General features: G+C 47.3%; 24 protein-coding genes. 5 read left to right on the plus strand and 19 right to left on the minus strand.

The window, feature by feature from the left end; translation table 11 throughout:
- Positions 1–12: 12 nt before the first annotated feature.
- From glpD to OQ477_RS10605, 9 genes are all read right to left on the minus strand, one after another.
- Positions 13–1,680 carry a glycerol-3-phosphate dehydrogenase gene (gene glpD, locus OQ477_RS10565; RefSeq protein WP_003155341.1) on the minus strand — a complete coding sequence of 556 codons (1,668 nt, stop codon included), beginning with the start codon at positions 1,678–1,680 and terminating at the stop codon, positions 13–15.
- 138 nt (positions 1,681–1,818) lie between these two features.
- Positions 1,819–3,309, minus strand: coding sequence for a glycerol kinase GlpK (gene glpK / locus OQ477_RS10570; protein WP_007610291.1), 1,491 nt, complete (start codon positions 3,307–3,309; stop codon positions 1,819–1,821).
- A 16-nt stretch (positions 3,310–3,325) separates the two neighbouring features.
- Complete coding sequence (locus OQ477_RS10575) at positions 3,326–4,153, minus strand: MIP/aquaporin family protein (protein ID WP_265972348.1); 828 nt, start codon at positions 4,151–4,153, stop codon at positions 3,326–3,328.
- Positions 4,154–4,325: 172 nt separating this feature from the next.
- Positions 4,326–4,901 carry a glycerol-3-phosphate responsive antiterminator gene (locus OQ477_RS10580; RefSeq protein WP_007610287.1) on the minus strand — a complete coding sequence of 192 codons (576 nt, stop codon included), beginning with the start codon at positions 4,899–4,901 and terminating at the stop codon, positions 4,326–4,328.
- Between the two features lie 16 nt (positions 4,902–4,917).
- Positions 4,918–6,270, minus strand: coding sequence for an aspartate aminotransferase family protein (locus tag OQ477_RS10585; RefSeq protein ID WP_130571228.1), 1,353 nt, complete (start codon positions 6,268–6,270; stop codon positions 4,918–4,920).
- A gap of 243 nt (positions 6,271–6,513) precedes the next feature.
- A complete protein-coding gene (locus tag OQ477_RS10590) occupies positions 6,514–8,052 on the minus strand; it encodes a bifunctional GNAT family N-acetyltransferase/carbon-nitrogen hydrolase family protein (RefSeq protein ID WP_007408451.1) in 1,539 nt (512 codons plus the stop codon).
- Positions 8,045–8,734, minus strand: a complete 690-nt coding sequence (locus OQ477_RS10595) for an HAD family hydrolase (RefSeq protein ID WP_003155347.1) — start codon at positions 8,732–8,734, stop codon at positions 8,045–8,047. Before OQ477_RS10595 ends, OQ477_RS10590 begins: the two co-directional genes overlap by 8 nt.
- Before the next feature lie 127 nt (positions 8,735–8,861).
- Entirely contained in the window at positions 8,862–9,284 is a 423-nt protein-coding gene (locus OQ477_RS10600) for a CBS domain-containing protein (protein WP_007408449.1), read from the minus strand.
- Between the two features lie 130 nt (positions 9,285–9,414).
- Positions 9,415–9,810: a DUF5365 family protein gene (locus tag OQ477_RS10605; RefSeq protein ID WP_265972354.1), complete on the minus strand. Its 396-nt coding sequence runs from the start codon at positions 9,808–9,810 to the stop codon at positions 9,415–9,417.
- A gap of 109 nt (positions 9,811–9,919) precedes the next feature.
- Between OQ477_RS10605 and OQ477_RS10610 the strand changes: the two genes are divergently transcribed.
- On the plus strand, positions 9,920–10,828 hold the full coding sequence (locus OQ477_RS10610) for an RluA family pseudouridine synthase (RefSeq protein ID WP_265972355.1): 909 nt from the start codon (positions 9,920–9,922) through the stop codon (positions 10,826–10,828).
- On the opposite strand, the gene OQ477_RS10615 is transcribed toward OQ477_RS10610, so the two are convergent.
- Together OQ477_RS10615 and OQ477_RS10620 are read right to left on the minus strand one after the other, a co-directional pair.
- On the minus strand, positions 10,825–11,421 hold the full coding sequence (locus tag OQ477_RS10615; RefSeq protein WP_032874231.1) for a class D sortase: 597 nt from the start codon (positions 11,419–11,421) through the stop codon (positions 10,825–10,827). The two genes, OQ477_RS10610 and OQ477_RS10615, sit on opposite strands and share 4 nt — an antisense overlap.
- Entirely contained in the window at positions 11,418–13,472 is a 2,055-nt protein-coding gene (locus tag OQ477_RS10620; RefSeq protein ID WP_265972356.1) for a bifunctional metallophosphatase/5'-nucleotidase, read from the minus strand. The genes OQ477_RS10615 and OQ477_RS10620 overlap by 4 nt, the downstream gene beginning before the upstream one ends.
- 193 nt (positions 13,473–13,665) lie before the next feature.
- On the opposite strand from OQ477_RS10620, the gene OQ477_RS10625 reads away from it, so the two are divergent.
- Positions 13,666–14,331 carry a spore coat protein gene (locus OQ477_RS10625; RefSeq protein WP_044801693.1) on the plus strand — a complete coding sequence of 222 codons (666 nt, stop codon included), beginning with the start codon at positions 13,666–13,668 and terminating at the stop codon, positions 14,329–14,331.
- Here the strand turns inward: OQ477_RS10625 and OQ477_RS10630 are convergent, their stop codons facing one another.
- Together OQ477_RS10630 and OQ477_RS10635 are read right to left on the minus strand one after the other, a co-directional pair.
- Positions 14,332–15,234: a hypothetical protein gene (locus tag OQ477_RS10630; RefSeq protein ID WP_025649518.1), complete on the minus strand. Its 903-nt coding sequence runs from the start codon at positions 15,232–15,234 to the stop codon at positions 14,332–14,334. It abuts the gene before it with no gap.
- Positions 15,235–15,362: 128 nt separating this feature from the next.
- Complete coding sequence (locus tag OQ477_RS10635; protein ID WP_003155362.1) at positions 15,363–15,902, minus strand: YhcN/YlaJ family sporulation lipoprotein; 540 nt, start codon at positions 15,900–15,902, stop codon at positions 15,363–15,365.
- Positions 15,903–16,046: 144 nt separating this feature from the next.
- On the opposite strand from OQ477_RS10635, the gene OQ477_RS10640 reads away from it, so the two are divergent.
- Positions 16,047–16,625 (plus strand): hypothetical protein, encoded by a 579-nt coding sequence (locus OQ477_RS10640; RefSeq protein WP_265972357.1) that lies wholly within the window; start codon positions 16,047–16,049, stop codon positions 16,623–16,625.
- A 103-nt stretch (positions 16,626–16,728) separates the two neighbouring features.
- Here the strand turns inward: OQ477_RS10640 and OQ477_RS10645 are convergent, their stop codons facing one another.
- Positions 16,729–18,120: an L-cystine transporter gene (locus tag OQ477_RS10645; RefSeq protein WP_042635000.1), complete on the minus strand. Its 1,392-nt coding sequence runs from the start codon at positions 18,118–18,120 to the stop codon at positions 16,729–16,731.
- A 151-nt stretch (positions 18,121–18,271) separates the two neighbouring features.
- Between OQ477_RS10645 and OQ477_RS10650 the strand changes: the two genes are divergently transcribed.
- Positions 18,272–19,351: a GGDEF domain-containing protein gene (locus OQ477_RS10650; RefSeq protein WP_265972358.1), complete on the plus strand. Its 1,080-nt coding sequence runs from the start codon at positions 18,272–18,274 to the stop codon at positions 19,349–19,351.
- A gap of 16 nt (positions 19,352–19,367) precedes the next feature.
- On the opposite strand, the gene OQ477_RS10655 is transcribed toward OQ477_RS10650, so the two are convergent.
- Positions 19,368–20,198 carry a MetQ/NlpA family ABC transporter substrate-binding protein gene (locus tag OQ477_RS10655; RefSeq protein ID WP_265972359.1) on the minus strand — a complete coding sequence of 277 codons (831 nt, stop codon included), beginning with the start codon at positions 20,196–20,198 and terminating at the stop codon, positions 19,368–19,370.
- A 382-nt stretch (positions 20,199–20,580) separates the two neighbouring features.
- Here OQ477_RS10655 and cspB point away from each other — a divergent pair, with 382 nt between their 5' ends.
- Complete coding sequence (gene cspB / locus OQ477_RS10660; RefSeq protein ID WP_003155376.1) at positions 20,581–20,781, plus strand: cold shock-like protein CspB; 201 nt, start codon at positions 20,581–20,583, stop codon at positions 20,779–20,781.
- A 92-nt stretch (positions 20,782–20,873) separates the two neighbouring features.
- Here the strand turns inward: cspB and OQ477_RS10665 are convergent, their stop codons facing one another.
- Genes OQ477_RS10665 through OQ477_RS10680 form a run of 4 tightly spaced genes read right to left on the minus strand, consistent with a single transcriptional unit; the run spans position 20,874 to position 23,815 of the window.
- Entirely contained in the window at positions 20,874–21,821 is a 948-nt protein-coding gene (locus tag OQ477_RS10665) for an ABC transporter permease (protein ID WP_265972360.1), read from the minus strand.
- Complete coding sequence (locus tag OQ477_RS10670) at positions 21,814–22,731, minus strand: ABC transporter ATP-binding protein (RefSeq protein ID WP_265972361.1); 918 nt, start codon at positions 22,729–22,731, stop codon at positions 21,814–21,816. Before OQ477_RS10670 ends, OQ477_RS10665 begins: the two co-directional genes overlap by 8 nt.
- Positions 22,732–23,448: an ATP-binding cassette domain-containing protein gene (locus tag OQ477_RS10675; RefSeq protein ID WP_044801698.1), complete on the minus strand. Its 717-nt coding sequence runs from the start codon at positions 23,446–23,448 to the stop codon at positions 22,732–22,734.
- Entirely contained in the window at positions 23,438–23,815 is a 378-nt protein-coding gene (locus OQ477_RS10680) for a GntR family transcriptional regulator (protein WP_044801699.1), read from the minus strand. Before OQ477_RS10680 ends, OQ477_RS10675 begins: the two co-directional genes overlap by 11 nt.

The raw sequence follows: 23,815 nt of genomic DNA on the forward strand, positions 1-23,815 counted from the left end.
GCCCTCCGGTTATTATTGTTCGAGCGGAACAACCGCGTCGTGCAGCAGCGTATTTAACCACTCAGTGTGTTTTTCTTTCGTTTCGTCATTCCATTGGAATCGGTCGCTCATGTAATCAATCACGGCCGTTTTATACGTTTGCACCCATTTGATGTCGAAGAACAGTCTTCCCGTTCTGCGGACGAAGAAATCGGCAGGTGTCGCAGCCATTTCTTCTTCGATGCTGTAAGCCGCTTCCGCCAAAATGTGAACCGGAATCTGACGTTTTTCCGCTTCGTCTTTCAGACCTTCAATCCGGCTGAATACATTTTCAACGTTAGAGCCGTATCTGATGGCTAACTGCTTAGCCGTTTCCTGTGATAAACCGATTTTCAAGCCGTCTTTTGTCTTTGCTTCCACAAATGACTCGAAGTTTTTAGAGCCGCCGACATGTCCGCCAGAAATCGGCATCGTCTTCGTCTTGCAGCCGCCGAAGTCCTGGCCGCCCTCTTCTTTCAAGCGGTCGCGGACAAGATCGACAATGTGCTCAGCCATTTTACGGTAGCCCGTCAGTTTTCCTCCGGCGATCGTAATCAGGCCTGATTGAGATGTCCAGATTTCATCTTTACGGGAGATCTCAGACGGGTCTTTCCCTTCTTCGTGAATAAGCGGTCTGAGGCCGGCCCAGCTTGATTCAATATCGTCCGCCGTAATGTTCAGTTCCGGGAACATATAATTGATGGAGCTGACGACATAATCGCGATCCTGCACCGTCATGCGCGGATGCTCAAGTTTTTGTTTGTAAACCGTATCGGTCGTACCCACGTATGTTTTTCCTTCACGCGGAATGGCGAACACCATCCGGCCGTCCGGCGTATCAAAGTACACCGCCTGTTTAAGCGGGAATACGGATTGGTCGAATACAAGATGGACCCCTTTTGTGTGCTGAAGATGTTTTCCGCTTTTGCTATGGTCTTTTTCTCTCAGCTCGTCGACCCACGGACCTGTCGCATTGACGATTTTTTTGGCGTAAACTTTGTATTCCTTGCCTGACAGCAGATCCTCAATTAAAACGCCGACAACTTTTCCTTTTTCATAAAGCAGTTCTTTCACTTTAGAATAGTTGACAGGCTCCGCACCGAATTTAACGGCTTCTTTCATGACTTCAATCGTCAGTCTCGCATCGTCCGTCCGGTACTCTACATAATAGCCTCCGCCTTTTAAGCCGTCTTTTTTGACGAGCGGCTCTTTTTGCAGCGTTTCTTTAGCAGACAGCATGCTTCTGCGCTCTGATTTTTTTACTCCCGCTAAATAGTCATACACACGCAGGCCGATGGAAGTAGAGAATGAACCGAACGTGCCGCCTTTATGAAACGGAAGCAGCATCCATTCCGGCGTCGTGACGTGCGGGCCGTTTTCGTACACGATGGCACGTTCCTTACCGACTTCTGCAACCATTTTGACTTCAAATTGCTTCAGATAACGCAAACCGCCGTGGACAAGCTTTGTGGATCGGCTTGATGTGCCGGCCGCGAAATCCTGCATTTCGCTCAAAGCGACTTTCATTCCCCTTGAAGCTGCGTCAAGCGCCGTGCCGGCACCCGTAATACCTCCGCCTATAATAAACAGATCGTATGTTTTTTTAGTCATGTCTTCCAGCATATGATCCCGTTCCAAACTTGAAAATTGGTGATTCATCATTACGTTTCCTCCTTGTTGTCACGGTATAGAAAAAGAGACCACAACAGCCAAAGCGCATGTCATCACTTTGGTGCTGTGGTCTCTCCTCATCTCAGGACCGTTCCTATTAACTTGTTTTCAGTATACCACATTTTTATCTTATTTAAAAGCCATAGCTGCATTTACTGCTTTTTTCCATCCTCCGTACAATTCATCGCGTTTTTCATCTTCCATTTCCGGTTTGAATTGCTTATCAAGGTTCCATTGATCAGCGATTTCAGTGCTGTCCTTCCAGTAGCCGACAGCGATTCCGGCCAAATACGCAGCACCGAGCGCCGTCGTTTCATTAATTTCCGGACGTTCGACCGGCACATCAAGCAAGTCGCTCTGGAACTGCATGAGGAAGTTATTTTTTACCGCTCCGCCGTCTACACGCAATGTTTTTAAAGAGATGCCTGAATCAGCCTCCATGGCATCAAGCACATCTTTCGCCTGATAAGCGAGAGATTCAAGCGTAGCCCGAATGAAATGCTCCTTCGTCGTTCCGCGTGTCAGGCCGAAAACTGAGCCGCGCACGTCACTGTCCCAGTACGGTGTGCCTAATCCGACGAAAGCGGGCACGACATAAACACCGTCAGCGGAATCCACACGCTCTGCGTATGTCTCGCTTTCTTTTGAATCCTGGAACATCCGCATGCCGTCTCTCAGCCATTGGATGGCAGAACCTGCGACAAAGATGCTTCCTTCCAGTGCATACTCGACTTTTCCGTCTAATCCCCAGGCGATTGTCGTCAGAAGGCCGTGATCAGAAGTGATGGCTTTTTCTCCGGTATTCATCAGCATAAAGCAGCCTGTGCCGTATGTGTTTTTCCCCATGCCTTCTTCAAAGCACGCCTGACCGAACAGCGCAGACTGCTGGTCTCCGGCCGCTCCCGCAATCGGAATGTTTTTACCGAAGAAATGATAATCAACCGTTTTCGCGTACACATGAGAAGACGGTTTCACTTCCGGCAGCATTGATTTCGGCACGCCTAAAATATCAAGCAGCTCGTCATCCCATTTTAATTCATGTATATTAAACATCAGCGTTCTTGAAGCGTTGGAATAATCCGTTACGTGCGCCGCCCCTCCGGACATTTTCCAGATGAGCCATGAATCAATCGTTCCGAACAGAAGATTTCCGTTTTCCGCTTTTTCCCGCGCGCCTTCTACATTGTCAAGAATCCATTTGACTTTCGTTCCTGAGAAATAAGGGTCGATCAAAAGTCCCGTTTTTTCTCTGAATGTATCATTATATCCTTTTTCACGAAGCTCTTCGCAAATGCCGGATGTTTGTCTCGATTGCCACACAATCGCATTGTATACCGGCTTTCCGGTATCTTTATCCCATACGACCGTCGTTTCCCTTTGGTTCGTGATGCCGATGCCGGCAATTTGATCAGCGCTGATTCCGGACTCGGAAATTACAGTCGCGATAACGGCGAGCACCGATCCCCAGATTTCGTTCGCATTGTGCTCCACCCAGCCCGGCTGAGGGAAATGCTGTGTGAATTCCTTTTGAGCGGAATGCACGATTTTTCCTTCTTTATTAAAAAGAATCGCTCTTGAACTTGTTGTGCCTTGGTCAATTGATAAAATATAGGTCTCCATGATGCCGCTCTCCTTTTTAAATATATTCAGAATTTGATAATGTTTTCTGTGATTGAGATTTCTTGGTATAAATATAGAGTATGAAAACCACTACAATCATTATAACGCTTACAAACCAAAAGCTAGGTGTCACATTTCCTTTAAACGCAGCATTGTAAAATACGCCGCCGAACGCACCGCCCATGATCGGACCGACTACGGGAATCCAGGCATATTTCCAATTTGACGGCCCTTTTTTCGGAATCGGCAAAAAGGCGTGAGCGATTCTCGGCCCCAAATCCCGCGCAGGGTTGATCGCATATCCGGTCGTCCCTCCAAGAGAAATCCCGATGGCAACGATGAGGAATCCGACAATCAGCGGGTTCAGCCCTTTTGTAAATTCATTCGCTCCGATTGCCAAAATGCCGAGCACAAGCACAAACGTACCAATGACTTCACTTATCATATTCCCAAATGTATGAGGAATACTCGGGCCGGTCGAGAAAACGCCCAGTTTGGCGGCCGGATCATCCGTCGCCTTCCAATGCGGCAGATAATGAAGGAACACAACAACCGCACCGATCATTGCTCCGATCATCTGTCCCGCAATATAAACAGGGACCTCTTTCCAAGGAAAGCTGCCTTCAAGCGCAAGGCCTATCGTTAAAGCCGGATTCAAGTGGGCGCCGCTGATGCTGCCGACGGCATATGCCGCCATGGCTACTCCCAATCCCCAGCCGAATACAATAACAATCCATCCGGATTGGTATGAAAGCGATTTCTTTAAATTGACTCCCGCACAAACGCCGCCGCCGAAAATAACAAGCAGCATTGTACCGATTACTTCTCCCCAAAATGCTGTCATCATCATTCCTCCTAAATGACAAAATAGCAGGTTTGACAGAGTTATAGAGAATAAAAAACCCACAACAAACCGCTTTACGCTTTATTGCTTCCGTAAAGAGCTGTTGTGGGTCTCCGGATCTCCATCACATAGTATTAACCTAGGTCTATTGTAACAACGGGTGTAAGCGGTGTCAATCTTTTTTTGTCATAGAATGTTCATATTTAGCCCATAGTTCTGTGTCTGAAGTCGTCACGGCCGTGGCTCCTGCCTGCAAGGCGTTTTCAACGTCCTGCTCCGTGCGGATGAAGCCGCCGGCAAAAATAGGAATCCCCGTCATTTCTTTAATTTCTCTGATTAAAGTCGGAACAATGCCTGGGAGAACCTCGATAAAGTCAGGTTTATGCTTTCCGACGAATTCCATGCTTTTCTCCATGGCGCTCGTATCCAAGAGAAACAGACGCTGGATCGCGTATATTTTCTTTTGTTTCGCTTTGACAATGACTGATGATCTCGTCGAAATGATACCCGCGGGCCGGATATCCTGACAAATAAACTCCGCACCGTATTCGTCATGCTTAATGCCGTGAATTAAATCGACGTGAACCATCAGAAGTTTTCCGTGTTTTTTTGCTTCATTTACGACACCTTTTAATTGACCAAGGTGGATATCTAAAATGACGCCGTATAAGAACGGACTCTCTAAAAATGCATCGAATTGCTTCATGTTCCGGATAGCCGGTAGAATCTGCTGGTTGTGAAAACTCATGTTTTACTCCTTTACATTAAAAATCAATGCTCATCACGCTTTCCTTGACGGTCGAAATGATGAAAGAGAGCTCCTCGTCCGACAGGCAAAAAGGCGGAGACAGCTGAATGACATTATTATATCCCGCTACAGTATCACCATTTTTCCCGACAAGCAGGCCTTTTTCTCTGCACGCGGTGATGACGTGCTGCACAAGGGCGGCATCAGCAGGTTCCTTCGTGATTTTGTCCTTGACGAGCTCAATGCCGGTAAGAAGGCCCTTGCCTCGTACATCTCCGACCGCCGGATGTTCTCTGAGCGGCTCAAGCTCACGGAGCAGCCTTTCTCCAAGCTCCCGGGAGCGGGCGATCAGATTTTCGTCCTCCATCAATTGCAGGTTTTTCAAAGCCAGGGCGCAGGCTGCCGGATTGCCTCCGAATGTATTCACGTGCCGGAAGCGGCCGTACGGCTCACCGCCCGAATACGCCTCAAAAATCTCCCGTTTTACCGCCGTTGCCGACAGCGGCAGATAAGCGCTCGTAATGCCTTTTGCCATTGTGACGATGTCCGGTGAAACGCCGTAATGCTGAAATCCGAACGGCTCTCCCGTGCGGCCGAAACCGCAAATGACTTCATCACTGATCAGAAGCGCGCCGTGGCGGCGGCAAATGTCCTCTACCTTTGCCATATACCCGTCCGGGGGCATCAGTATCCCTCCGCCTGTAATAATCGGCTCCATAATAACGCCGGCAATCGTTTCGCTTAATTCCCACGTCATGATCCGGTCGATTTCATGCGCGCTTTCCAATGTGACGGCATCGCCGGGATTCCGATAAAGATCAGGCGGCGCCGCGTGCAAAAAACCTTGTGAGAGCGGCTCATATTTATATTTTCTCTGCGCCTGGCCGGTAGCGGCGAGCGCCCCCATCGTATTGCCGTGATAGCCTCTGTACCGGGAGATGAATTTGAAGCGGCTGTGATCGCCGTTTTCAATGTGGTATTGGCGGGCAATTTTGAACGCGGTTTCATTTGCTTCCGATCCGCTGTTGGAAAAGAAGATCACATAATCGCCGCCGAGCCATTCATTCAATTTTTCCGCAAGCTCAATCGCAGGTTGATGGCTTTGGGTCAGCGGATAATAAGGAAGCTCCTTCAATTGGCTGTAAGCCGCATCGGCAAGCTCCTTTCTCCCGTATCCGATATTGACGCACCACAGGCCTGACATACCGTCCAAATACCGTCTGCCGTCAATATCCGTAACCCAGGCGCCTTCCCCTTTTTGGACGATTATGCTGTCATCCGGCTCCGCCCCTTTCATCGCGTGCCAAATCAGCTCTTTATCCTTTTGTTTGAGTGACTGATTTTTTTGTACATGTTCCACACCGCTCATCTCCCTTTCAATATCATTGCACTGTATCGAAAGCTGCCCGGCTTCTGACGCCGATTCTCTTGGTGAAGTTTTCCTCTTAATAAGAATATAAAGGCGCGGCATGGGCGAGTCAATAAAGCGGCGGCAATTAAAAAAACGCTTTCTCCCAGAAAGCGAAAGGGCTACAAGAGCATATCCCGAAACCGGGGCCGGTGCAAGTGTTTTTATAAAAAAACCCGCCCCTTAAGCGGAGCGGGCGTTTTTTTATTTCAGGTGCGTAATCCGGTAAATATCTTTGCGCCGGTCTTTCAGCTGGCGCACGGTTCCGTTTTCACGCTGCCTTCTTAAGATTTCAAGGTCCACGTCCCCGATCACGACCATTTCGATATTCGGATTCGTTTCACCGACGATTCCGTCTCTGGCAAATTCAAAATCCGACGGAGCAAAAATGGCTGACTGCGCGTATTGAATATCCATATTTTCTGTTTGCGGCAGGTTTCCGACCGTACCTGAGATGACGGTGTAAATTTGGTTTTCAACCGCTCTCGCCTGAGAGCAGTACCTTACGCGCAAGTAGCCTTGGCGGTCTTCAGTACAGAACGGCGTAAAGATAATTTTCGCCCCTTGATCCGCGGCAATTCTCGCAAGCTCCGGAAATTCGATATCGTAACAGATCTGAATGGCGATCTTTCCGCAGTCCGTATCAAATACGCGCACCCTGTCTCCGGCGCTGATGCCCCACCATTTCCGCTCATTCGGCGTAATGTGAAGCTTATATTGTTTTTCAATCGTGCCGTCACGTCTGAATAAGTAGGCGATGTTATAAATTTTCCCCTCTTCTTCAACGAAGTGAGAGCCGCCGATGATGTTGACGTTATATTTCACCGCGAGATCTGTAAAGAGGCTGATATAGTCCTCGGTATATTCGGTAATCCTCTGAATGGCCAGACTCGGAGAACGCTCCTCGAGAAATGACATCAGCTGCGTCGTGAAAATTTCCGGGAACACCGCGAAATCAGATCTCGCATCGGAAGCCACATCGACATAATATTCAACCTGATTGGCAAATTCCTCGAAGGAGTAAATCTTTTTCATTTCATATTGAATGACGCAAATGCGCACCGGAAATGCCGATTTGTAATAGCGCTTCGACTGCGGCAGGTAATCGACATTGTTCCATTGCATTAATGTCGCATATTTAATGGACGCGGTGTCATCCGGGAGATAATTCGGATTGATCCGCATGAGCGTAAATCCGTTCATCAGCTGGAAAGAAAGCACCGGATCATAAATCTGATGGCGCGTCACCTGTTCGACATAGGCTCTCGCCGTCATTTCTTCCGCATACTTATGATAATTCGGAATCCGCCCGCCGATAATGATGCTTTTCAGATTCAATCGTCTCGCCAAGTCTTTTCTCGCCTCATACAGCCGGTGTCCGATTTTCATCCGTCTGTATTCCGGGTGAACCATTACCTCAATCCCGTACAGATTCAATCCGTCCGGGTTGTGGTTCGTGATATAACCGTCGTCTGTAATGTCCTGCCACGTGTGGCGGTCATCATATTCATCGAAATTGATGATCAGGCTTGAGCATGAACCGATAATTTCCCCTTCATACTCCGCGCAAAACTGACCTTCCGGAAAGTGCGCGAGATGGCTGATTAAATGCTCAGGCTCCCACGGCTCCATCCCCGGGAAACAATCCTTTTGCAGCTCAATAATTTTGTTAATATCTTTCTCTTCCATATTCCGTATGACCATTTTCTTTTCAAAACGGGTCAGATCAAGTTTCTCAGACAATGCTGCTTCCCCCTGCCGGTTCGTTTTGATCGTTCAATCGCTGTAAGAGTAATTCAAGTTCCATTTCAGCCATCGATTCCAGTCTGTGATCGTATTCTTCAAACAACAGGGCGCTTGTTACCTTATTCGGGACGATGACACATTTCATGCCGGCCCGTTTGGCTGCGATTGAGCCGTTGACCGAATCCTCAAAGGCCAGACATTCAGATGGTTCAACGCCCAAATGTTCCGCAGCTTTCAGATAGAGCTCCGGATTCGGCTTCACTTCTTCTACGTCGTCAGCCGTCTGAATCACTTCAAATTCATCAAACAGGCCTAATTCCTTCAGATGGCCCGACACCCATTTAAAATCTGAGCTGGAAGCGAGCCCCACCTTCAATCCTAATTCTTTTGCCGCGGCTAAATAAGCCTCCACCCCGGGACGCGCCGTTTCCGTCTTCATCCGCTGTTCGAAGCGCCCGCGCCTGATCGCCGTCAGTTCATCATGATCGAGCTTTCTTCCCAGCTGCTCCTCTAAATATGCGAACGGCTTAAACCCCGCGGCCGTTCCGATCACCTTTCCCCAGACGGATAAAGGCAATGTTGAACCGTGTTCTTCAAACATTTCCTGCAGCACTTCATATTCATGGGTTTCTGTATCTAAAATTAACCCGTCAAAATCAAAGATTAATGCTTTTATCAATGGTTACAGCTCCTTTAGTTAAACGTACTGACCTATGTATACACTATACCGTGAATTTCTTTCGCGTTCAAAATGTAACATTCTGACGGAAAGAAGAGCCTGCATAAGTGCAAGCTCTCTTCATCCGTTACTGTGTGTTTTGACTGGAAATATTGGAAAGAGCTGCTCCCGCAGACTCATTTGAACGCTGATCGACCGCTAAGTCTCCAAGCGCAACGATCCCGACCAGATGATTTTGATCGACAATGGGAAGGCGGCGGATTTGGTGTTGGGCCATCAGATGTGACGCCTCTTCAAGACTCATTTCCGGGTTTCCGGATACAACTGCAGAAGACATCACGTGTGAAACAGGTGTTTGGCCGTCGCGGCCTTGAGCCGTTGTTCTCAATGCGATATCACGGTCTGTCAGCATTCCTTTTAATTCCCCTCCGTCAACGACGGGAATTGCTCCGACATTATGCTGGTGCATCAGCGCAGCCGCTTCCTGGATCGTTTGATTGGGAGAAACGGTAGCCACGTGGGTAGTCATTGATTGTTTGATTGAACTCATTGTAAAGCACCCCTTTCGACATTTATTATGCTCGGGGATTTGTCTCAATATAAAGGGAGTTAGAGGAAAGAAATTGTGGTATCATGTCAAAGAAGCAAAAAAGAGCCTGTCAAAAGGCTCTTTACACCCGTCAGATCAGCCTTCTGCGACCGCAGGCTTCTGATCCGGCCCCTGTCTCGAAATCATCATGGGTAAACGGAAAATTCATTCCGCATTCGTTCAGCAAAGCGCAATTTTTATCAAACAGCGCCCGCTCTTTGACGTCATATACCGGGTGCGGCTTTGACAGCATGATATGTACCGTTTGCAGACAAGCCATTATTTGAAACGCTTCTTTTAAAGTTCCTTGGTAACGTTGGTTTTGTAATGATAATACGCCCCTTTTTTTAAAGCGCTGAATTTCCAGTTCGGAGAAATAAAGAGGAAAGACATTTTGAAACAATTCAGAGGAAAGCTCTTGTATCGCGCTTTCTTGTCCGTCAGTCGCTGCGTTCACAATTCTCACATCAATCACCTTTCTTGCCATGTGAATATCCTTAATCTTTATCAAGAATAGCATAGAAAAAAACGCGAAAGCTAAGGTAAGTGTTTCCTATTGAAACAGCCGCTTTCCGCTTGAAAAGGAGCTTTATGATATGAAACAAAATGACCGCGGTCTGGAACTCCTGATTACGGAAAAGCACGCCGGACAATGGCTGTTTTCAGTCCTGAAATCTGAATTCCAGGCGTCAAAACCCGTAATTACGGAATGGATGAACCAAGAAAGCATCCAGGTGAATCGAACATCACCGAAAAACAACATCATACTGAAAACCGGAGATCGCTTATTCATTGATCTTCAGGAAAAAACGGGTTCTTCGGTGACTCCGGAATACGGAGAGCCGGACATTTTATTTGAGGACAATCATATGCTGATTGCAAATAAGCCGGCGGGAATGCCGACTCATCCAAATGAAGAGGGTCAGACCGGCACCCTCAGCAACCTGATCGCTTACCATTTTCAAATCAACGGCGAGCAGGCGAAAGTGCGCCACGTTCACCGTCTTGACCGTGACACGTCAGGCGCGGTCGTTTTCGCGAAACACCGCCTGGCCCATGCAATCCTTGACCGTCAGCTCGAAACCAAAACATTAAAACGCACCTATATCGCCGTGGCGGAAGGAAAAGTGACGCCTAAAAAAGGCACGGTTGACTCGCCGATCGGCCGCGACAGGTCACATTCCGTCAGACGGCGCGTCTCACCCGGCGGACAAGCCGCCGTCACCCATTACAAAGTGAAAGGCTATCATCCCGGTGCGCAGCTTACATTGGCAGAGCTTGAACTGGAAACCGGGAGAACACATCAAATCAGGGTGCATATGGCAAGCATCGGCCATCCGTTAGCGGGCGATGCGCTGTACGGCGGAAGCAGGACGCTGTTTCACAGGCAGGCGCTTCACGCCAAAAAAGTCAGTGTCGTCCATCCGATCTCAGGAGAAGAAATCGTTGCCGAGGCGCAGATGCCGGCTGATCTGGCTCATTTTACTGAAACGTATTTTTCTTAAACCGGGTCGGCATATATAATATATCGTTTCGGCGCATTTCCAATGTAAGAAAACGGATAGCAAGTGGTCAGGATTAGTTCCTCCCGCTTGTGCTGAAGGGTGATGACAGATGTATCATCCCGGCTGACGATTTTTGTACGGCTGATTTTATAAGAAAACGTGCCGTAAGACAGAATCACGTTCAGTCTGTCTCCTTTTTTCAGTTCGCCGGTCCGGCGGAACACCGTGTCCCTGTGGCCGGATAACACAATTTGGCCGTGATCGCCCGGATAATAGCTGTCCTTATAATGTCCGACGCCTTTTGCTAAATCATCTGCGTCAGTCCCTTCGACGATCGGGAGCTCAGCGTCGATTTCAGGGATTTCTAAAATGCCGCTTGCCTCACCCGTTTCGGGGTGAAATTCTTTTTTGCGCTGTGTCAGCACAGCGCTTTTTGTTTTTTTCTTTTCCAAGACAGGTTCTGTTGCTTTTTTTGCTTCTTCAAGCGATTGGTTCGTTTTCATATGTGAATCAATGATCTTCCAGCTTCCGTAACATGTGATGATGATACCCACGATGATGACGAGAAGCGGAATATGTTTCAGTTTGTTCATCGTGTGCGGGTTCCCCTTTTCTTTCTGAAAAGCCAATATACGCCGGCACCCGTGATCACCAGTCCGGCCAATGCCGTCTGATGGCTGCCCGCTGAAGTATCAGGCAATGGGCGGCCTTTTTGTGTGCCGCTTTCAGTCTGTTCTGTGCTTTGTTCCGAATTTGCGGCAGACGCCGGACGGGATTCGGGAATTGGCTGCACTGTATCAGATGCTGTTTCTTCTGCGACAGGACGTTTAGGTTTTTTGGTTTGATCAGGCTGTACTGCTGCATCCGGTTTTTTAGCGGGTTTTTCCGCTTGAGGTTTTTCTCCTTTATCAGGCCTGGTGCCGCCCGGTGTTTCCCCGCTTCCCGGCTGATTGCCGGTGTCATCAGGTGTTTCGGCGGCTGATGCCGTGCGGATGCGGCCGTCGGTCTGATAAGAAATCGGTGCGGAAAAGCTTTTGACATAGTCTACTGTCGCTTCCAAATCCTCAGGCCCCGTCACCGGATTCTTGCCGAGTTTCCCGATCGGACCGTATTTTGCCCCCGCTGCCGTCGCCATAAACTGATTGACTGTTACTGTATATCCTTTTTCGGGCTGTATGTCTGTACCGTCCGCCATTTTCATATCAACCGCTTGTCCGGTTTCCGGGTTCCATGTATAGGAAAATCCGCTGATGCTGTAATCCGGTCCGTACACCGGAGAAATTTGCGCGTTAATGATCTCCCGCAAATCTTTTCCTTTGATTTCAAGCTTCGTCAGCACATTGCCGAACGGCTGTACATTATAAAGGTCTCCCCATGTGATCGGCCCTTTTTTTAAGCCGTCCCGGATGCCTCCTCCATTCATAAGCGCAAAATCGGATTTCATCTTCGCTTTCATACCGTCGGCAATCAGATTTCCGAGCGCCGTGTCGCCGTCATTTGAATATCCGCCCGTTATATCATGGGCCGCTTCCCCGACCGTTTCGCTGATAATCGGTTTCACTTTCTCTTCATATTTGCCTAATATGCCTGCCGCAGCCGGGTCAGGCTTGATTTTACTTTGATCGATATATTGGATTTCCGCTGATTTTTTCACGATATCCTTCGACTCTTTATCTAGTTCAAGATCGGCGATTCCGATTGCTTTTCCGTATTCAAATGCCTGCACGATCAGCTTGCCGTCGATTTCTCCGTTTACGACTTTATGATTGTGCGCGGCGAAAATCACATCAATCTCTGAGTCTGTTCCGCTTGCAAGCTTTGCGGATTCTCCCGTGATGGCTGAGCCATTTTGTTCAGCAGACATATGGGCGAGCACGGCGATTGCTTTAATTCCTTTTTTCTTCAGGTCAGCGGCGGCGTCATTGACAGCCTTTACCTCATCCGTAAACGTAATATTTTTAATTCCGTCCGGGATGACCATGCCTGCCGCCGATCTGGTTACAACCCCGATAAATGCGACCGGAATTCCGGAAATGTATTTAATTTCATACGGCGGCAGAAAGGACTCCCCTGACTTCAGTTTACAGTTGGCGCAGACGAGCGGGAAATTTTGGCCGTCATAACCGCTTGTCCCCTTACCGTCCGGATGATCTCCTCCATTGATGATCCGTTTAAGCTCATTCGTTCCTTCATCGAATTCGTGATTGCCGACAGTTCCGACATCAAAACCGATGTCTTCCATCAATTCTACTGTCGGTTCATCCTGAAAAAGGGCTGACACGGGAGAGCTGCCCCCGATCATATCGCCCGCATGTACCACGAGGGCGTGTTCTTTCTCGGCTTTCGCCTTTTTAATGTACGCTGCGGCGTAGTCCATTCGCCCGAAAGTGCCATCCGGTTTACCGTCTCCGTTTAGGTCAAGCTCATATTGCTGATCAATTTTTCCGTGCAGATCATTCATGCTGATGATTCTGAGTGGGACACGGCCGGAGTCTTCAGTCTGCCGTTCTTTATACGCTTTATCCGTTCCAGCTTCATTCAGTGATCCTGCTTGTCCGATTGCTTCCGCATCTTTCACGCTGAACATCATAAAACAAACCGTGAGCAAACAGCACGAAAGACGCATACCCCTTATTTTCTTCATTCATTTCCCCCCCTGTCTTCTAAGAAATACGTTAGCTTATTTTCTTAAAAATCACATCACTTTTTTGTAAAGATTGTCTTCGCTGGCGCAAAATAGTAAATAATCCCCACGTAACGAAATAGGTCTTGATGTATAACGGATCGGCTTTTTTCACATCTTAATGATGATTTGACATGAAGGAGGAAAACAATCAGTGGAACAGCAGCAGAATCAGCAGCAGCCGCCAGTAAATCAGGGGATCCCGGGTTCACCGCAAGTGAATCACGGAGGACATGAGCTTTTCGATATGCATGAAGTGCTGGCCGGAACAGTCGGTGTTTTGGATCAATTTATGATGCTCAGACAGTTTATACAGGATCAGCATCTGGCCGACATCCTTGACCGCCAGTATCAATTCATTCTCGGACTCTATAATCTGACGGCAGAATGCTTTAAGACCGGCCAAAAGCCTTCTCAGGAAACGTCGACATATATGATGAAGGAACAGAACCAGGCCGTCTACGGTATAAAACCGACTCAGCCGAAAAAACCGAATCAATCATTAAATGATGTCAAAGATCTCGGGATCAGCGGCCATATGCTCGGCCTGATTAAAGCTCAAGCTTCTCTCTTGACGATGAGCTCGCTTGAAATGACCAATCCCGTCACAAGAAGAGTGCTCTCCGCGCAAATTCAGCAATATGTCGAAATGGCGTTTGAAATCTTCTTATACCAAAATAAACACGGTTATTATCAGGTTCCTCAGCTCAATGCACAAGATATGCAGACCATGCTGAATTCATTTGCACCGGCCCAGGGACAGCCGCAAATGCCTCCGATTAAAGGACAAATGGGACAGCAGCAGCAAAACCTCCATTGATTAAAAAACGGCGTTGGAAACCTGACTCTCCAATGCCGTTTTCTTTTTTTCATATGCTTTTGTGAAATCATGTTCAAATCGTTTCAGGCTTTCTTTCGTAGCCGCTTCAAAGCCTTTTTCAAAATCCTGTGTTTCGGCGGTTTTGTTGATAATGGTTAAGATAATGCCTTCTCCGAATGTTTCGGTTAAGTCCTTTATCATATAGAAGCTTTGCAAATAGACATCTGTTTCATATTCCATACGCGATTTCTGCCATTTTCGGTCGGTCGTTAATTGATCAAACGGCACGACGGAAAATGCAATCGGATCAATGACTACATCATAATGCGCGACCCACTCGCTCAGCCCCTCATGAAACCAAAGCGGAAATACAGACGTATCCGTCCCCAATTGCCGCGTTTTTTGGTGAAACGCGTAGTGTGTATATTCATGTATAATCAATTGCTTATACATGAAAACGGCCAGCTCATCTTTTTTCAGAAGCTGTTTTTTCTCTTCAGGCAAAAGCCCCATCATCTGCTCCTGTTCTGAATAAAAACCGACTACATTTTTCAATCCTGAATATTGCTCCATTTCAGCTTCATCCGAAAAGAAAATGAGTTCAAGTGGCGCTGCACCTTTATAGCCGACAATGATTTGATTGATACGCTTTGCGTGGTCCAGCGTAAGCTTGGTCAGATCCAAGAGCGGCTTTTCATCCGCCGTATAGTAAATCGCTGTATGTTTGTAAATTTCTTTATTCATGTGTTCAGTCACTTGTTCCTTCGTCGGAACAGAGCGGCTGTTTTGGCCTGACAGGACGTACATCATACTTACTGAAACGGCTGAACTGACAGCCAATATGACAAGGACTCCGCACAGGATCAGAGTGAATGCCGCCCGTTTCCCCATGCCGTCACGCAAACAAGCTCCCCTCCCCGATCCTTTAATTTTCATCTCATTCTTTACTTTATGCTCAGGAGCGCTGGGTCGTGACGGCAGATAAAATAAAAAAGCCGCATCAAATGCGGCTTTTCCATTCATTCATTCATTTATTTATTGGGGTTTGGGAATACACGCTGCACCATTTGACCGAATTCATCAAACAGACCGGATACAGGATGTCCGTTTTGGATTCGTTTTCCGTAGCCTTGCATGCGTTCAACGAAGTCCGGGTTCGCTGATACATATACAGTCCGGACATGTTTATCGGCCGATTTCACCTTATCGGTAATTTTATTTTTCAAATGGTTGGCGATGGCGCCTTTTTGTCCGTTTGTCAAAACAACGGCTACATAAGCGCTGTTTCCGGCAACGATCACAGTCGCATTTTTAACCTCTTTTAAATCAGTCACCTTGTCGGCGGCTTTATCAGCCACTCTCAGGTTACGATTGTCATTGTGATCGGTGTTTTGGTTATGACGGTTCACTGTATTCATATTTGTCGCACCGTCGTTAGGCGTGTTGCGGTAGTTTACATTCTGGGTGCGGTTGTCATTTCGTTTTCCTTCTCCCTGGTTCCCCATACTGCACCCTGCGGTAATCAGCATCGGCAGAAGAAGGGCAGAGATTACTGCTTGCTTTTTTATCATGTGAACTCCTCCTTTCTCATTTTACGTATAGGTTTTTCTATTCGGCGGGATTTATGCACGCCGTTTGCATTCTGAGCGGTTTGGATAAATATCAGAAGGAAAGGGAAAGGTAAGCGTAATCAATTGAATGAGGAGGGATTTAACTTGTTCAGAAAAAAAAGCGGCGTCAGCCCGACAGCGCTGCTGATCGGATCATCGATTCTGATTGCAGCTTTATCACCCGAAATCCGCCGGAAAATCTCCGGAATGGTTTCAGGCCGAATGCAGCATAAAGATGGTACACACTCCATGCAGCCTGCTGACCTGATTCAACAGGCGTTCGGCGGGGAATCCGGCGGACAGCAGCACACAGACAAAGCCCGGCATTCACAAACCGGCTCCACGCAGCCTGCCGAGCTGATCAAACAGGCTTTCGGCGGGGATTCCGGCGGACAGCAGCACACGGACAAAGCCCGGCATTCACAAACCGGCTCTACGCAGCCTGCCGAGCTGATCAAACAGGCGTTCGGCGGGGAATCCGGCGGACGGCAGCATGAGCAGACTTCCCGCAATCACTCCGGCTCATCCCATACGGACGGACAGGCAGACCGCAGCCGAAGTAAAGAAACTTCGCAGAAGCCTCACTATACCGAGCCGATTAACTTCGAAGAAAGCGCGGTAAATGTTTTAAATGACAGCACCGTGATGAATATGCTGGAAGAAATTGAACCCGGAAATCATTAGAAACGAAAAAATCCTTCATTCGTTCAACGATGAAGGATTTTTCGTTTTAGCGCTCTATCTATTATTTTTCTATAAGAGAATGAACCATTGATCTGCTTTTTTGTTAAGCTTCTTCAGCTTCAATGACGATTGAGGAATCATTGTACACCGCGGTATCGGTTTCCTTCGTCATTTTACTTGTTAACAGCCCTGCGGTCATACTGCCGCTGACATTTAAGGCGGTGCGCCCCATGTCAATTAACGGCTCAATTGAAATGAGCAGCCCGGCAAGCGCGACAGGCATGTTCAAAGCGGATAGGACGAGCAGAGCCGCAAATGTCGCGCCGCCTCCCACGCCTGCTACACCGAATGAACTGATTGCCACGATGGCGATGACGGAAATGATAAATCCCGGTTCAAACGGGTTTTGCCCTACTGTCGGCGCAATCATCATCGCGAGCATCGCCGGATAAATGCCGGCACAGCCGTTTTGACCGATTGATAAGCCGAATGAACCGGCGAAGTTCGCAATGCCTTCCGGTACGCCCATGCTTTTTTGTGTTTTAATATTGAGCGGCAAAGCCCCTGCGCTTGAACGGGACGTAAACGCAAACACCATAACCGGAAAAGCTTTTTTCACGTATGTGATCGGATTTAAACCGCTGAACGTGATCAGCAGCAAGTGAATGATAAACATGGCGATAAGCGCGGCGTATGAAGCGATCACAAACATCCCCAGTTTCGCAATGCTGTCGATGTCGCTTGTCGCGATCGTTTTGGTCATAATCGCCAATACCCCGTAAGGCGTCAGTCTTAAAATTAATGTCACGACGCGCATAATAATCGCGTAAACCGCATCGACAATTCCGCTGAATGTCGCTGCGTGCTCCGGCTGCTTCCGTTTCACGCCCAGAAAAGCGATGCCGAGGAAAGCGGCGAAAATAACGACTCCGATGGTGGAAGTCGGTCTGGCTCCCGTGAAATCAAGAAACGGATTCCCCGGCAGAAGCTCAACGATTTGCTGAGGCAGCGTTTTGGCCGTCATATCCTCAGATTTTTGCTGCAGCTCCTGACCCCTTGATAACTCAGTGCTCCCCTGGTCGATATGAACGGCTTTCAGATCAAAGGAAAGCGCCGAAACAATTCCGACTGCCGCGGCAATTGCTGTCGTAGCAATCAAAATTCCGATGATCAGTCCGCTGATTTTCCCGATGTTATGGGTCAGTTTAAGCTTCGTAAATGCGCCGAGAATAGAAATAAAGACTAGCGGCATGACGATCATCTGAAGCAATTTGACATAACCGCCGCCGGCAATATTAAACCAATCGGCCGTTTGTGTCACGACATGTGAGGCCGGCCCGTAAATCAATTGCAGCGCAAAACCGAATACAATGCCTAATCCGAGTGCGGTAAAGACACGTTTAGAAAAGGAAACGTGTTTTTTTTGCATCACAAACAGACCTGCTATAAACAAAAACAAAATAAAAACATGTAAGATTACAAATAAATTCTCCAAAACAGGTAAACACTCCCTTGCTCATTATCCTTAAACACTATATTACATCAATTCCGATCGGTCAAGTAAGAATTGACAATATATGTATTTTTATTGATTTTTCTCTTTTCTTTCCATCCTTTCTTTAGTAACTTATATAAGGGTGATTGTTATGCTGAAGGAACTGTTTCTTAATTTAACGATTTTAATTACATTTAATTATCTCTTCACCCTTCTTTTTAAAGAGTCGCTTTCGTATAAAGAAGACCGTCTGATCTTTCAATTACTGAAGGGGACGGTCTGCGGGCTTTTAGGGGTTTTTCTGATTGCTTTCGGCTTTTCTTACTCCGATTCCATCATTGATCTCAGAAATATCCCCATTATCATCGCCGCTCTTTACGGAGGCTGGGTGTCTACGGCAGCCGCCTTTGCGATTATCGTCGCAGGCCGTATCTTGATCAATTTCAATACAAGCGCCATTTTTTCCATCGCCGCCGTCGGGGTCATTGCGATACTTTCTGCGGCCGTCCTCAGAGGAAAAAAGCCGGATCACAAAATGGCGTTCGTTATGCTGCTTTTTTCAAATGTTATTTTCACCCTGACGCTGCTGTTTCTTATGCCTGAACAGCCTGCCGGGGCCCTCGTTTATTATTGGCTTATTTCCACCTTGGGCGGAATGCTGTCGCTGTATATCATCAAACACGAAGCCGATGCCCGCCTTTTGTTCAAGCAATACAAGTTTCAAGCGAATTATGATTTTCTGACGGGGATTTTTAATAAGAGAAAATTCGAGGAAATCTCGCGCGTTCTGTTCGATCGGGCGTCTCAATCCCCCTCGTCTCAGCTCGCGCTTATTTATTTGGATATTGATCACTTTAAGCAGATCAATGATCAATACGGCCATTATGAAGGGGATCGAGTACTGAAAGAACTGGGGACGCGTCTGAGGTTCTTACTCAGCAGTTCTGACCCGTCAGCCCGCATCGGCGGCGAAGAATTTGCCGTGCTTATGCCCAATTGCACGTATACAAAAGGGCTTCACCTCGCAGAAGAAATCAGGCACACGATTGACGCGAACCCGATTCTGCTGACGAGCGGAGATACAATTCCCGTGACCGTTTCCCTCGGCATCGCGCATTATCCGACAAATACCTCGGATCCTCAGACATTGCCCCTGATCGCGGACCGGATGCTGTACAAAGCGAAAACATCAGGGCGCAATCAAGTGTGCAGCACTGAAAAAAAAGAATGATCGCCCGAAGAGGAAATCATTCTTTCTTTTCAGTGAGAAAGCCGCCTTTCAGGAAAACAGGAATCAGGCTGCCCTCATATTCTTTTTCAATAAACGCCGCGGTATCATCTGATTGATACAAAGACAGGAGTTTTTGCATCCGTTCATCATCTTTATCCTCAGCTCTGACGGCGATCAGATGAATATACGCTTCCTTCATTTGCGCCGATCGGATCAGCGCGTCCTTCTCCGCATGAAATCCTGCTCTTTTCGCCTCGCTTTGACTGAGAACTGCTGCGTCAGCATGTTCCGCCGCCTGATATGCGTTCTTTTTTGTTTCCGTTTTTAAGGTCAGATGCTTCGGGTTGTCCTTGATCATATCAGTTGAACCCGTACCGGTGAATCCCTTTTTCAATGTCATCAGTCCGGCCTCCTGCATGAGAAAAAGCGCCCTGCCGAAGGCCGCCGCTTCATCAGGCACGACAATGACCGCTCCGTCCGGTATATCCTTCAGCCGTTTATGTTGCTTGGAATACACCCCCAGCGATGCCGCATATGTCGTTCCTAAAGGAGCCAGCTTCTTTTTCACATGAGGCGGCAAAGATTGAAAATAAGAAACGGATTGAAACGCATTGGCGTCGAGATCCCCGCCGGCAAGCGCCAAATCGGCCTCGGCATAATCCGAAAACGTTACCAAAGAAAGCTGCAATCCTTCCTCACCGGCTTTTTTCGCGACAAACTCCCAGATCGATTGATCAGATTCATTGATTCCGATAGTAATTGTCCGGTTCCCGTCAGGATAATGGCATGAAGTAAGTGATATGATCAAATTGAAAAGAAACAGACTGTTTATAAGCCGCAGGTTCAAGTTGACCTACTCCCTATCTATTTTTATGTACAGAGGCTGCACCATGGTATTCGGGCTCATGATTACATACAATACCGATTTAAAAAAGGGTTGTCAATTGCTTCCTTAAGAGGCTGCAAAGCGGTTTTTATCAGCTGAAAATGGGCTGTTCTAGTCTCAAATCAGATTTCCGTATCAGGGCGTTCTCCTCTTAAAACATGTTATTTCGAAAAAAGTTACATTTAGCAGTTGTTTTTTCTTCGAATTACTGGTAGAGTAAAGGTAATTATTTTTGTTCGAACTATCTTTAAGAAGAAAGTTTTGTAAGAGTTTTCGTCTTGGAAGTTTGTTTTAGAGCAAGAATAGTGAATTTAAGCGTTATGTCGCTTTAGGAGGAAATTTCATGTTAGAAGGTAAAGTAAAATGGTTCAACTCTGAAAAAGGATTCGGATTCATCGAAGTAGAAGGTCAAGACGATGTATTCGTTCACTTCTCTGCTATTCAAGGCGAAGGCTTCAAAACTTTAGAAGAAGGCCAATCTGTTTCTTTCGAAATCGTTGAAGGAAACCGCGGACCACAAGCTGCTAACGTAACAAAAGCATAAATTGTTTTAAAAAACCTGCCGGTTTACGCCGGCAGGTTTTTTTTCATCTAAAACGAAAAGCTGTTTTGCAAAGGCAAAACAGCTTTTTTATATCAGGTGGCAATATCGCGTTTTAAGAAGACGCCGAATGCGAGCGCCAGAAAAATAACGAAGTAAATCACAAGCATCACAACCGAAAATGTCATCGTCATCCCCTCTACTAAAGGAGTCCCGTTCATATATTGCGACAAATCCGTGTTCGCAAATAAAATATATTTGGTCCATTCAAATTTCGCAGCAAGAAATACCGTGGCCGTGTTCCCCATAACCAATAGAAAAATAGAAAATCCGACCGCTAATGAGCTGTTCCGGAATACCGCAGACAGCATAAACGCCATCGTCGCAAGCATAAAAGCGGAGACAGATTCATAGACATATGTTTTAGCGAGGAAAGCGATGATATTTTGCTCAAAAACATGGCCGTCTTTGTATACGAGATGAACATCAGCCGCAGTATCTCCGCCTGTCCCGAAAAAGACCAATCCCAGCAGAGCGGAGCCGGCAAATAAAATCACAAGCATCAACAGTCCGAACAGCAGCACCGTCATATATTTAGATAACAAAATCTGAAAACGGCTGAGCGGACGGATAGCCAGCAGCTTGATCGTCCCCCAGTTGAACTCATTCGCCACGATGCCTGCGGCAATGATAATCGTAAACAGCCCGGTCAAAACAGTCATCATCGAAGAATCAGCTACGTATGACCACACTGTGTCCCCTGTATCCTCGGGGATGTTATGGTCCATACGGTATTGATTTATCGCGACATTCTGTTTCAGGTTATCAATGAGAGTCTGATTTCCGGTTTCCTTCATCTGCTGTTTCATTTCTTTGTTTTCAGCCTGGAGCTCCTGTTTCCAATTCGGATTGGCTTCGCTGGAGGTGAAATGGTTTGACAGAAGCGCAAAACCGATCATCGAAACGCCTAAAATTACAATCATAGCCCACGTGCCGACGCGGCTGAAAATTTTTATCCATTCATTATAGATCAGCTTAAACATATTGAACCTCCTCTTTCGTCCCGCCGGTAATCTCCAAGAAACGGTCTTCCAAAGATTTTGTCATGATTTTCACTTCATATAAGCGGATGTTTTCACGGACGAGCAGTGATATCACATCAGGCACTTCCTGTTTTGACAGCTTGATTTCAATGCCGTCTGTCTTCTTCATACAGTCAAACTGACTCAGAACGGCAAGAGCCTCTTCTCTTTGTTCAATATGGAAGAAGTATGTATCTTTATCCTCTTTTCCTTCATCCCTTACTTTTTGAATATCGACAAGCTCCCCTTTTTGCAAAATGCCGATTCGGTCGCACATTAACTCCATTTCTGACAGCAGATGGCTTGAGACGATGACAGCCATTCCTTTTTCACGTGTCAGCTTTTTCAGATGGTCCCTGATTTCCCTGATGCCCGCGGGATCAAGGCCGTTTGTCGGTTCATCCAGAATCAGCACCTTAGGATTATGCAGCAGGCTTTGGGCGAGGCCGAGACGCTGTCTCATTCCGAGAGAGTAGGTTTTTACTTTGTCATGTATTCTGTCCTGCAACCCGACGAGCTCGATGACCTCATCTATTTTTTCTTTCGTAACGCCTTTTACCATCCTTGCGTACTGCTGTAAATTTTTATAGCCGCTCAGGAATTTGTACAGCTCCGGGTTTTCCACGATGGCCCCGACGTGCCTGACCGCTTTTGCATAGTTTTTCGTAATGGATTCCCCGCAGATTACGATGTCTCCCTGAGACAGTTTCATTAATCCGACCATCATTCTGATCGTAGTGGTTTTCCCCGCTCCGTTCGGCCCTAAAAATCCAAACACTTCGCCCGCCCGGACGGAGAAGCTCAGATCATGAATAATCGTTCGTCCTTTTATCATTTTCTTTACCTGTTGCAGTTCTAATACCGTTTCCAATTAGAATCCCCCTTCTATTTCGTGCGCCTGCATGACGCTTCTGTACCATTGCAGCACGGACATTCCTTCCTGTTCCCGAATTTCTTCGACCTCGCGCCGTTCAGCGATTTCCCCTTTTATGAAAACCATCACTTCGTCTAACAGCGTCTCAATCTCGCCGATCTCATGTGTGGCGATGACGACGATCTGACTGTCAAAATCAATATAAGATACGAGACTGTTGACAATCGACTCTCTGACCGCCGGATCAAGACCTGAAAACGGCTCATCCAGCAGAATGACGGATGCTTTTCTCGACAGGGCCAAAACGATTTTCAGCCTGCCCCGGCTGCCTTTGGACAGCTCTTTTATCTTCTGCTTCGCTGAAAGATTCATTTCCGTTAATAGGTTATGTGCTTTTTCCAGCTGAAAATCCGGGAATTGCGAATGATAAAATGTGAGCATATCACCGACGGTCGTCCGGGCGGAAAACATATCATGTTCGGTTAAATAAGCCGTACGAAACAGCATGTTCCTGCTTACTGCGCAGTCTCCCATCCGGACGGCGCCCGATGTCGGGAACGCAAGCCCGGCAAGCATTTTAAGCGTTGTTGATTTACCGCTTCCGTTCGGCCCTAAAATTCCGTAGATTTTACCCGGAGACAATGAAAATGATACATCGCTGACCGCGAGCCTGCGGCCGTATTTTTTTGTTACGCGTTCAAAATCAAGCTTCATCGTTTGCTTCCTCCGCATATCGTTTGATCCCGTCGAGCATTTCCTCAGGAGATAACCCCAGCTCCGCCATTTCCTGAATAAAGCGTTTGAAAACGTCTTTTGTCAGCCTGTCTTTCAGCTCCGCTTTCAGATCGGATCTTTCCGCTATAAAGGTTCCCTGTCCTCTTCTCGTCTCCACGATCCCCAGCCTTTCCATTTCACTGTACGTTCTTTGTATCGTGTTCGGGTTCACTTTCATCTGTACGGCCATCTCCCTTACGGACGGCAGTTTGTCCCCCGGTGAAAGCTCACTTCGGATCAGCCGGTAATATACACGATCGGCAATCTGCAGATAAATCGGCTTGGATGACTGAAATTCATTCTCCAT

Source organism: Bacillus sp. ChL18 (genome assembly GCF_026241425.1).
Taxonomy (GTDB): domain Bacteria; phylum Bacillota; class Bacilli; order Bacillales; family Bacillaceae; genus Bacillus; species Bacillus velezensis.

Excerpts from the sequence above, each read along its gene's own strand:
- OQ477_RS10575 (WP_265972348.1), bottom strand. The coding sequence starts at position 4,153 with ATGACAGCATTTTGGGGAGAAGTAATCGGTACAATGCTGCTTGTTATT.
- OQ477_RS10605 (WP_265972354.1), bottom strand. The coding sequence starts at position 9,810 with ATGGCAAGAAAGGTGATTGATGTGAGAATTGTGAACGCAGCGACTGAC.
- OQ477_RS10675 (WP_044801698.1), bottom strand. The coding sequence starts at position 23,448 with ATGAAGCTTGATTTTGAACGCGTAACAAAAAAATACGGCCGCAGGCTC.
- glpD (WP_003155341.1), bottom strand. The coding sequence starts at position 1,680 with ATGATGAATCACCAATTTTCAAGTTTGGAACGGGATCATATGCTGGAA.
- OQ477_RS10635 (WP_003155362.1), bottom strand. The coding sequence starts at position 15,902 with ATGATAAAAAAGCAAGCAGTAATCTCTGCCCTTCTTCTGCCGATGCTG.
- OQ477_RS10615 (WP_032874231.1), bottom strand. The coding sequence starts at position 11,421 with ATGAACAAACTGAAACATATTCCGCTTCTCGTCATCATCGTGGGTATC.
- glpK (WP_007610291.1), bottom strand. The coding sequence starts at position 3,309 with ATGGAGACCTATATTTTATCAATTGACCAAGGCACAACAAGTTCAAGA.
- OQ477_RS10680 (WP_044801699.1), bottom strand. The coding sequence starts at position 23,815 with ATGGAGAATGAATTTCAGTCATCCAAGCCGATTTATCTGCAGATTGCC.
- OQ477_RS10665 (WP_265972360.1), bottom strand. The coding sequence starts at position 21,821 with ATGTTTAAGCTGATCTATAATGAATGGATAAAAATTTTCAGCCGCGTC.
- OQ477_RS10585 (WP_130571228.1), bottom strand. The coding sequence starts at position 6,270 with ATGAGCGGTGTGGAACATGTACAAAAAAATCAGTCACTCAAACAAAAG.
- OQ477_RS10580 (WP_007610287.1), bottom strand. The coding sequence starts at position 4,901 with ATGAGTTTTCACAACCAGCAGATTCTACCGGCTATCCGGAACATGAAG.
- OQ477_RS10610 (WP_265972355.1), top strand. The coding sequence starts at position 9,920 with ATGAAACAAAATGACCGCGGTCTGGAACTCCTGATTACGGAAAAGCAC.
- cspB (WP_003155376.1), top strand. The coding sequence starts at position 20,581 with ATGTTAGAAGGTAAAGTAAAATGGTTCAACTCTGAAAAAGGATTCGGA.
- OQ477_RS10650 (WP_265972358.1), top strand. The coding sequence starts at position 18,272 with ATGCTGAAGGAACTGTTTCTTAATTTAACGATTTTAATTACATTTAAT.
- OQ477_RS10600 (WP_007408449.1), bottom strand. The coding sequence starts at position 9,284 with ATGAGTTCAATCAAACAATCAATGACTACCCACGTGGCTACCGTTTCT.
- OQ477_RS10620 (WP_265972356.1), bottom strand. The coding sequence starts at position 13,472 with ATGAAGAAAATAAGGGGTATGCGTCTTTCGTGCTGTTTGCTCACGGTT.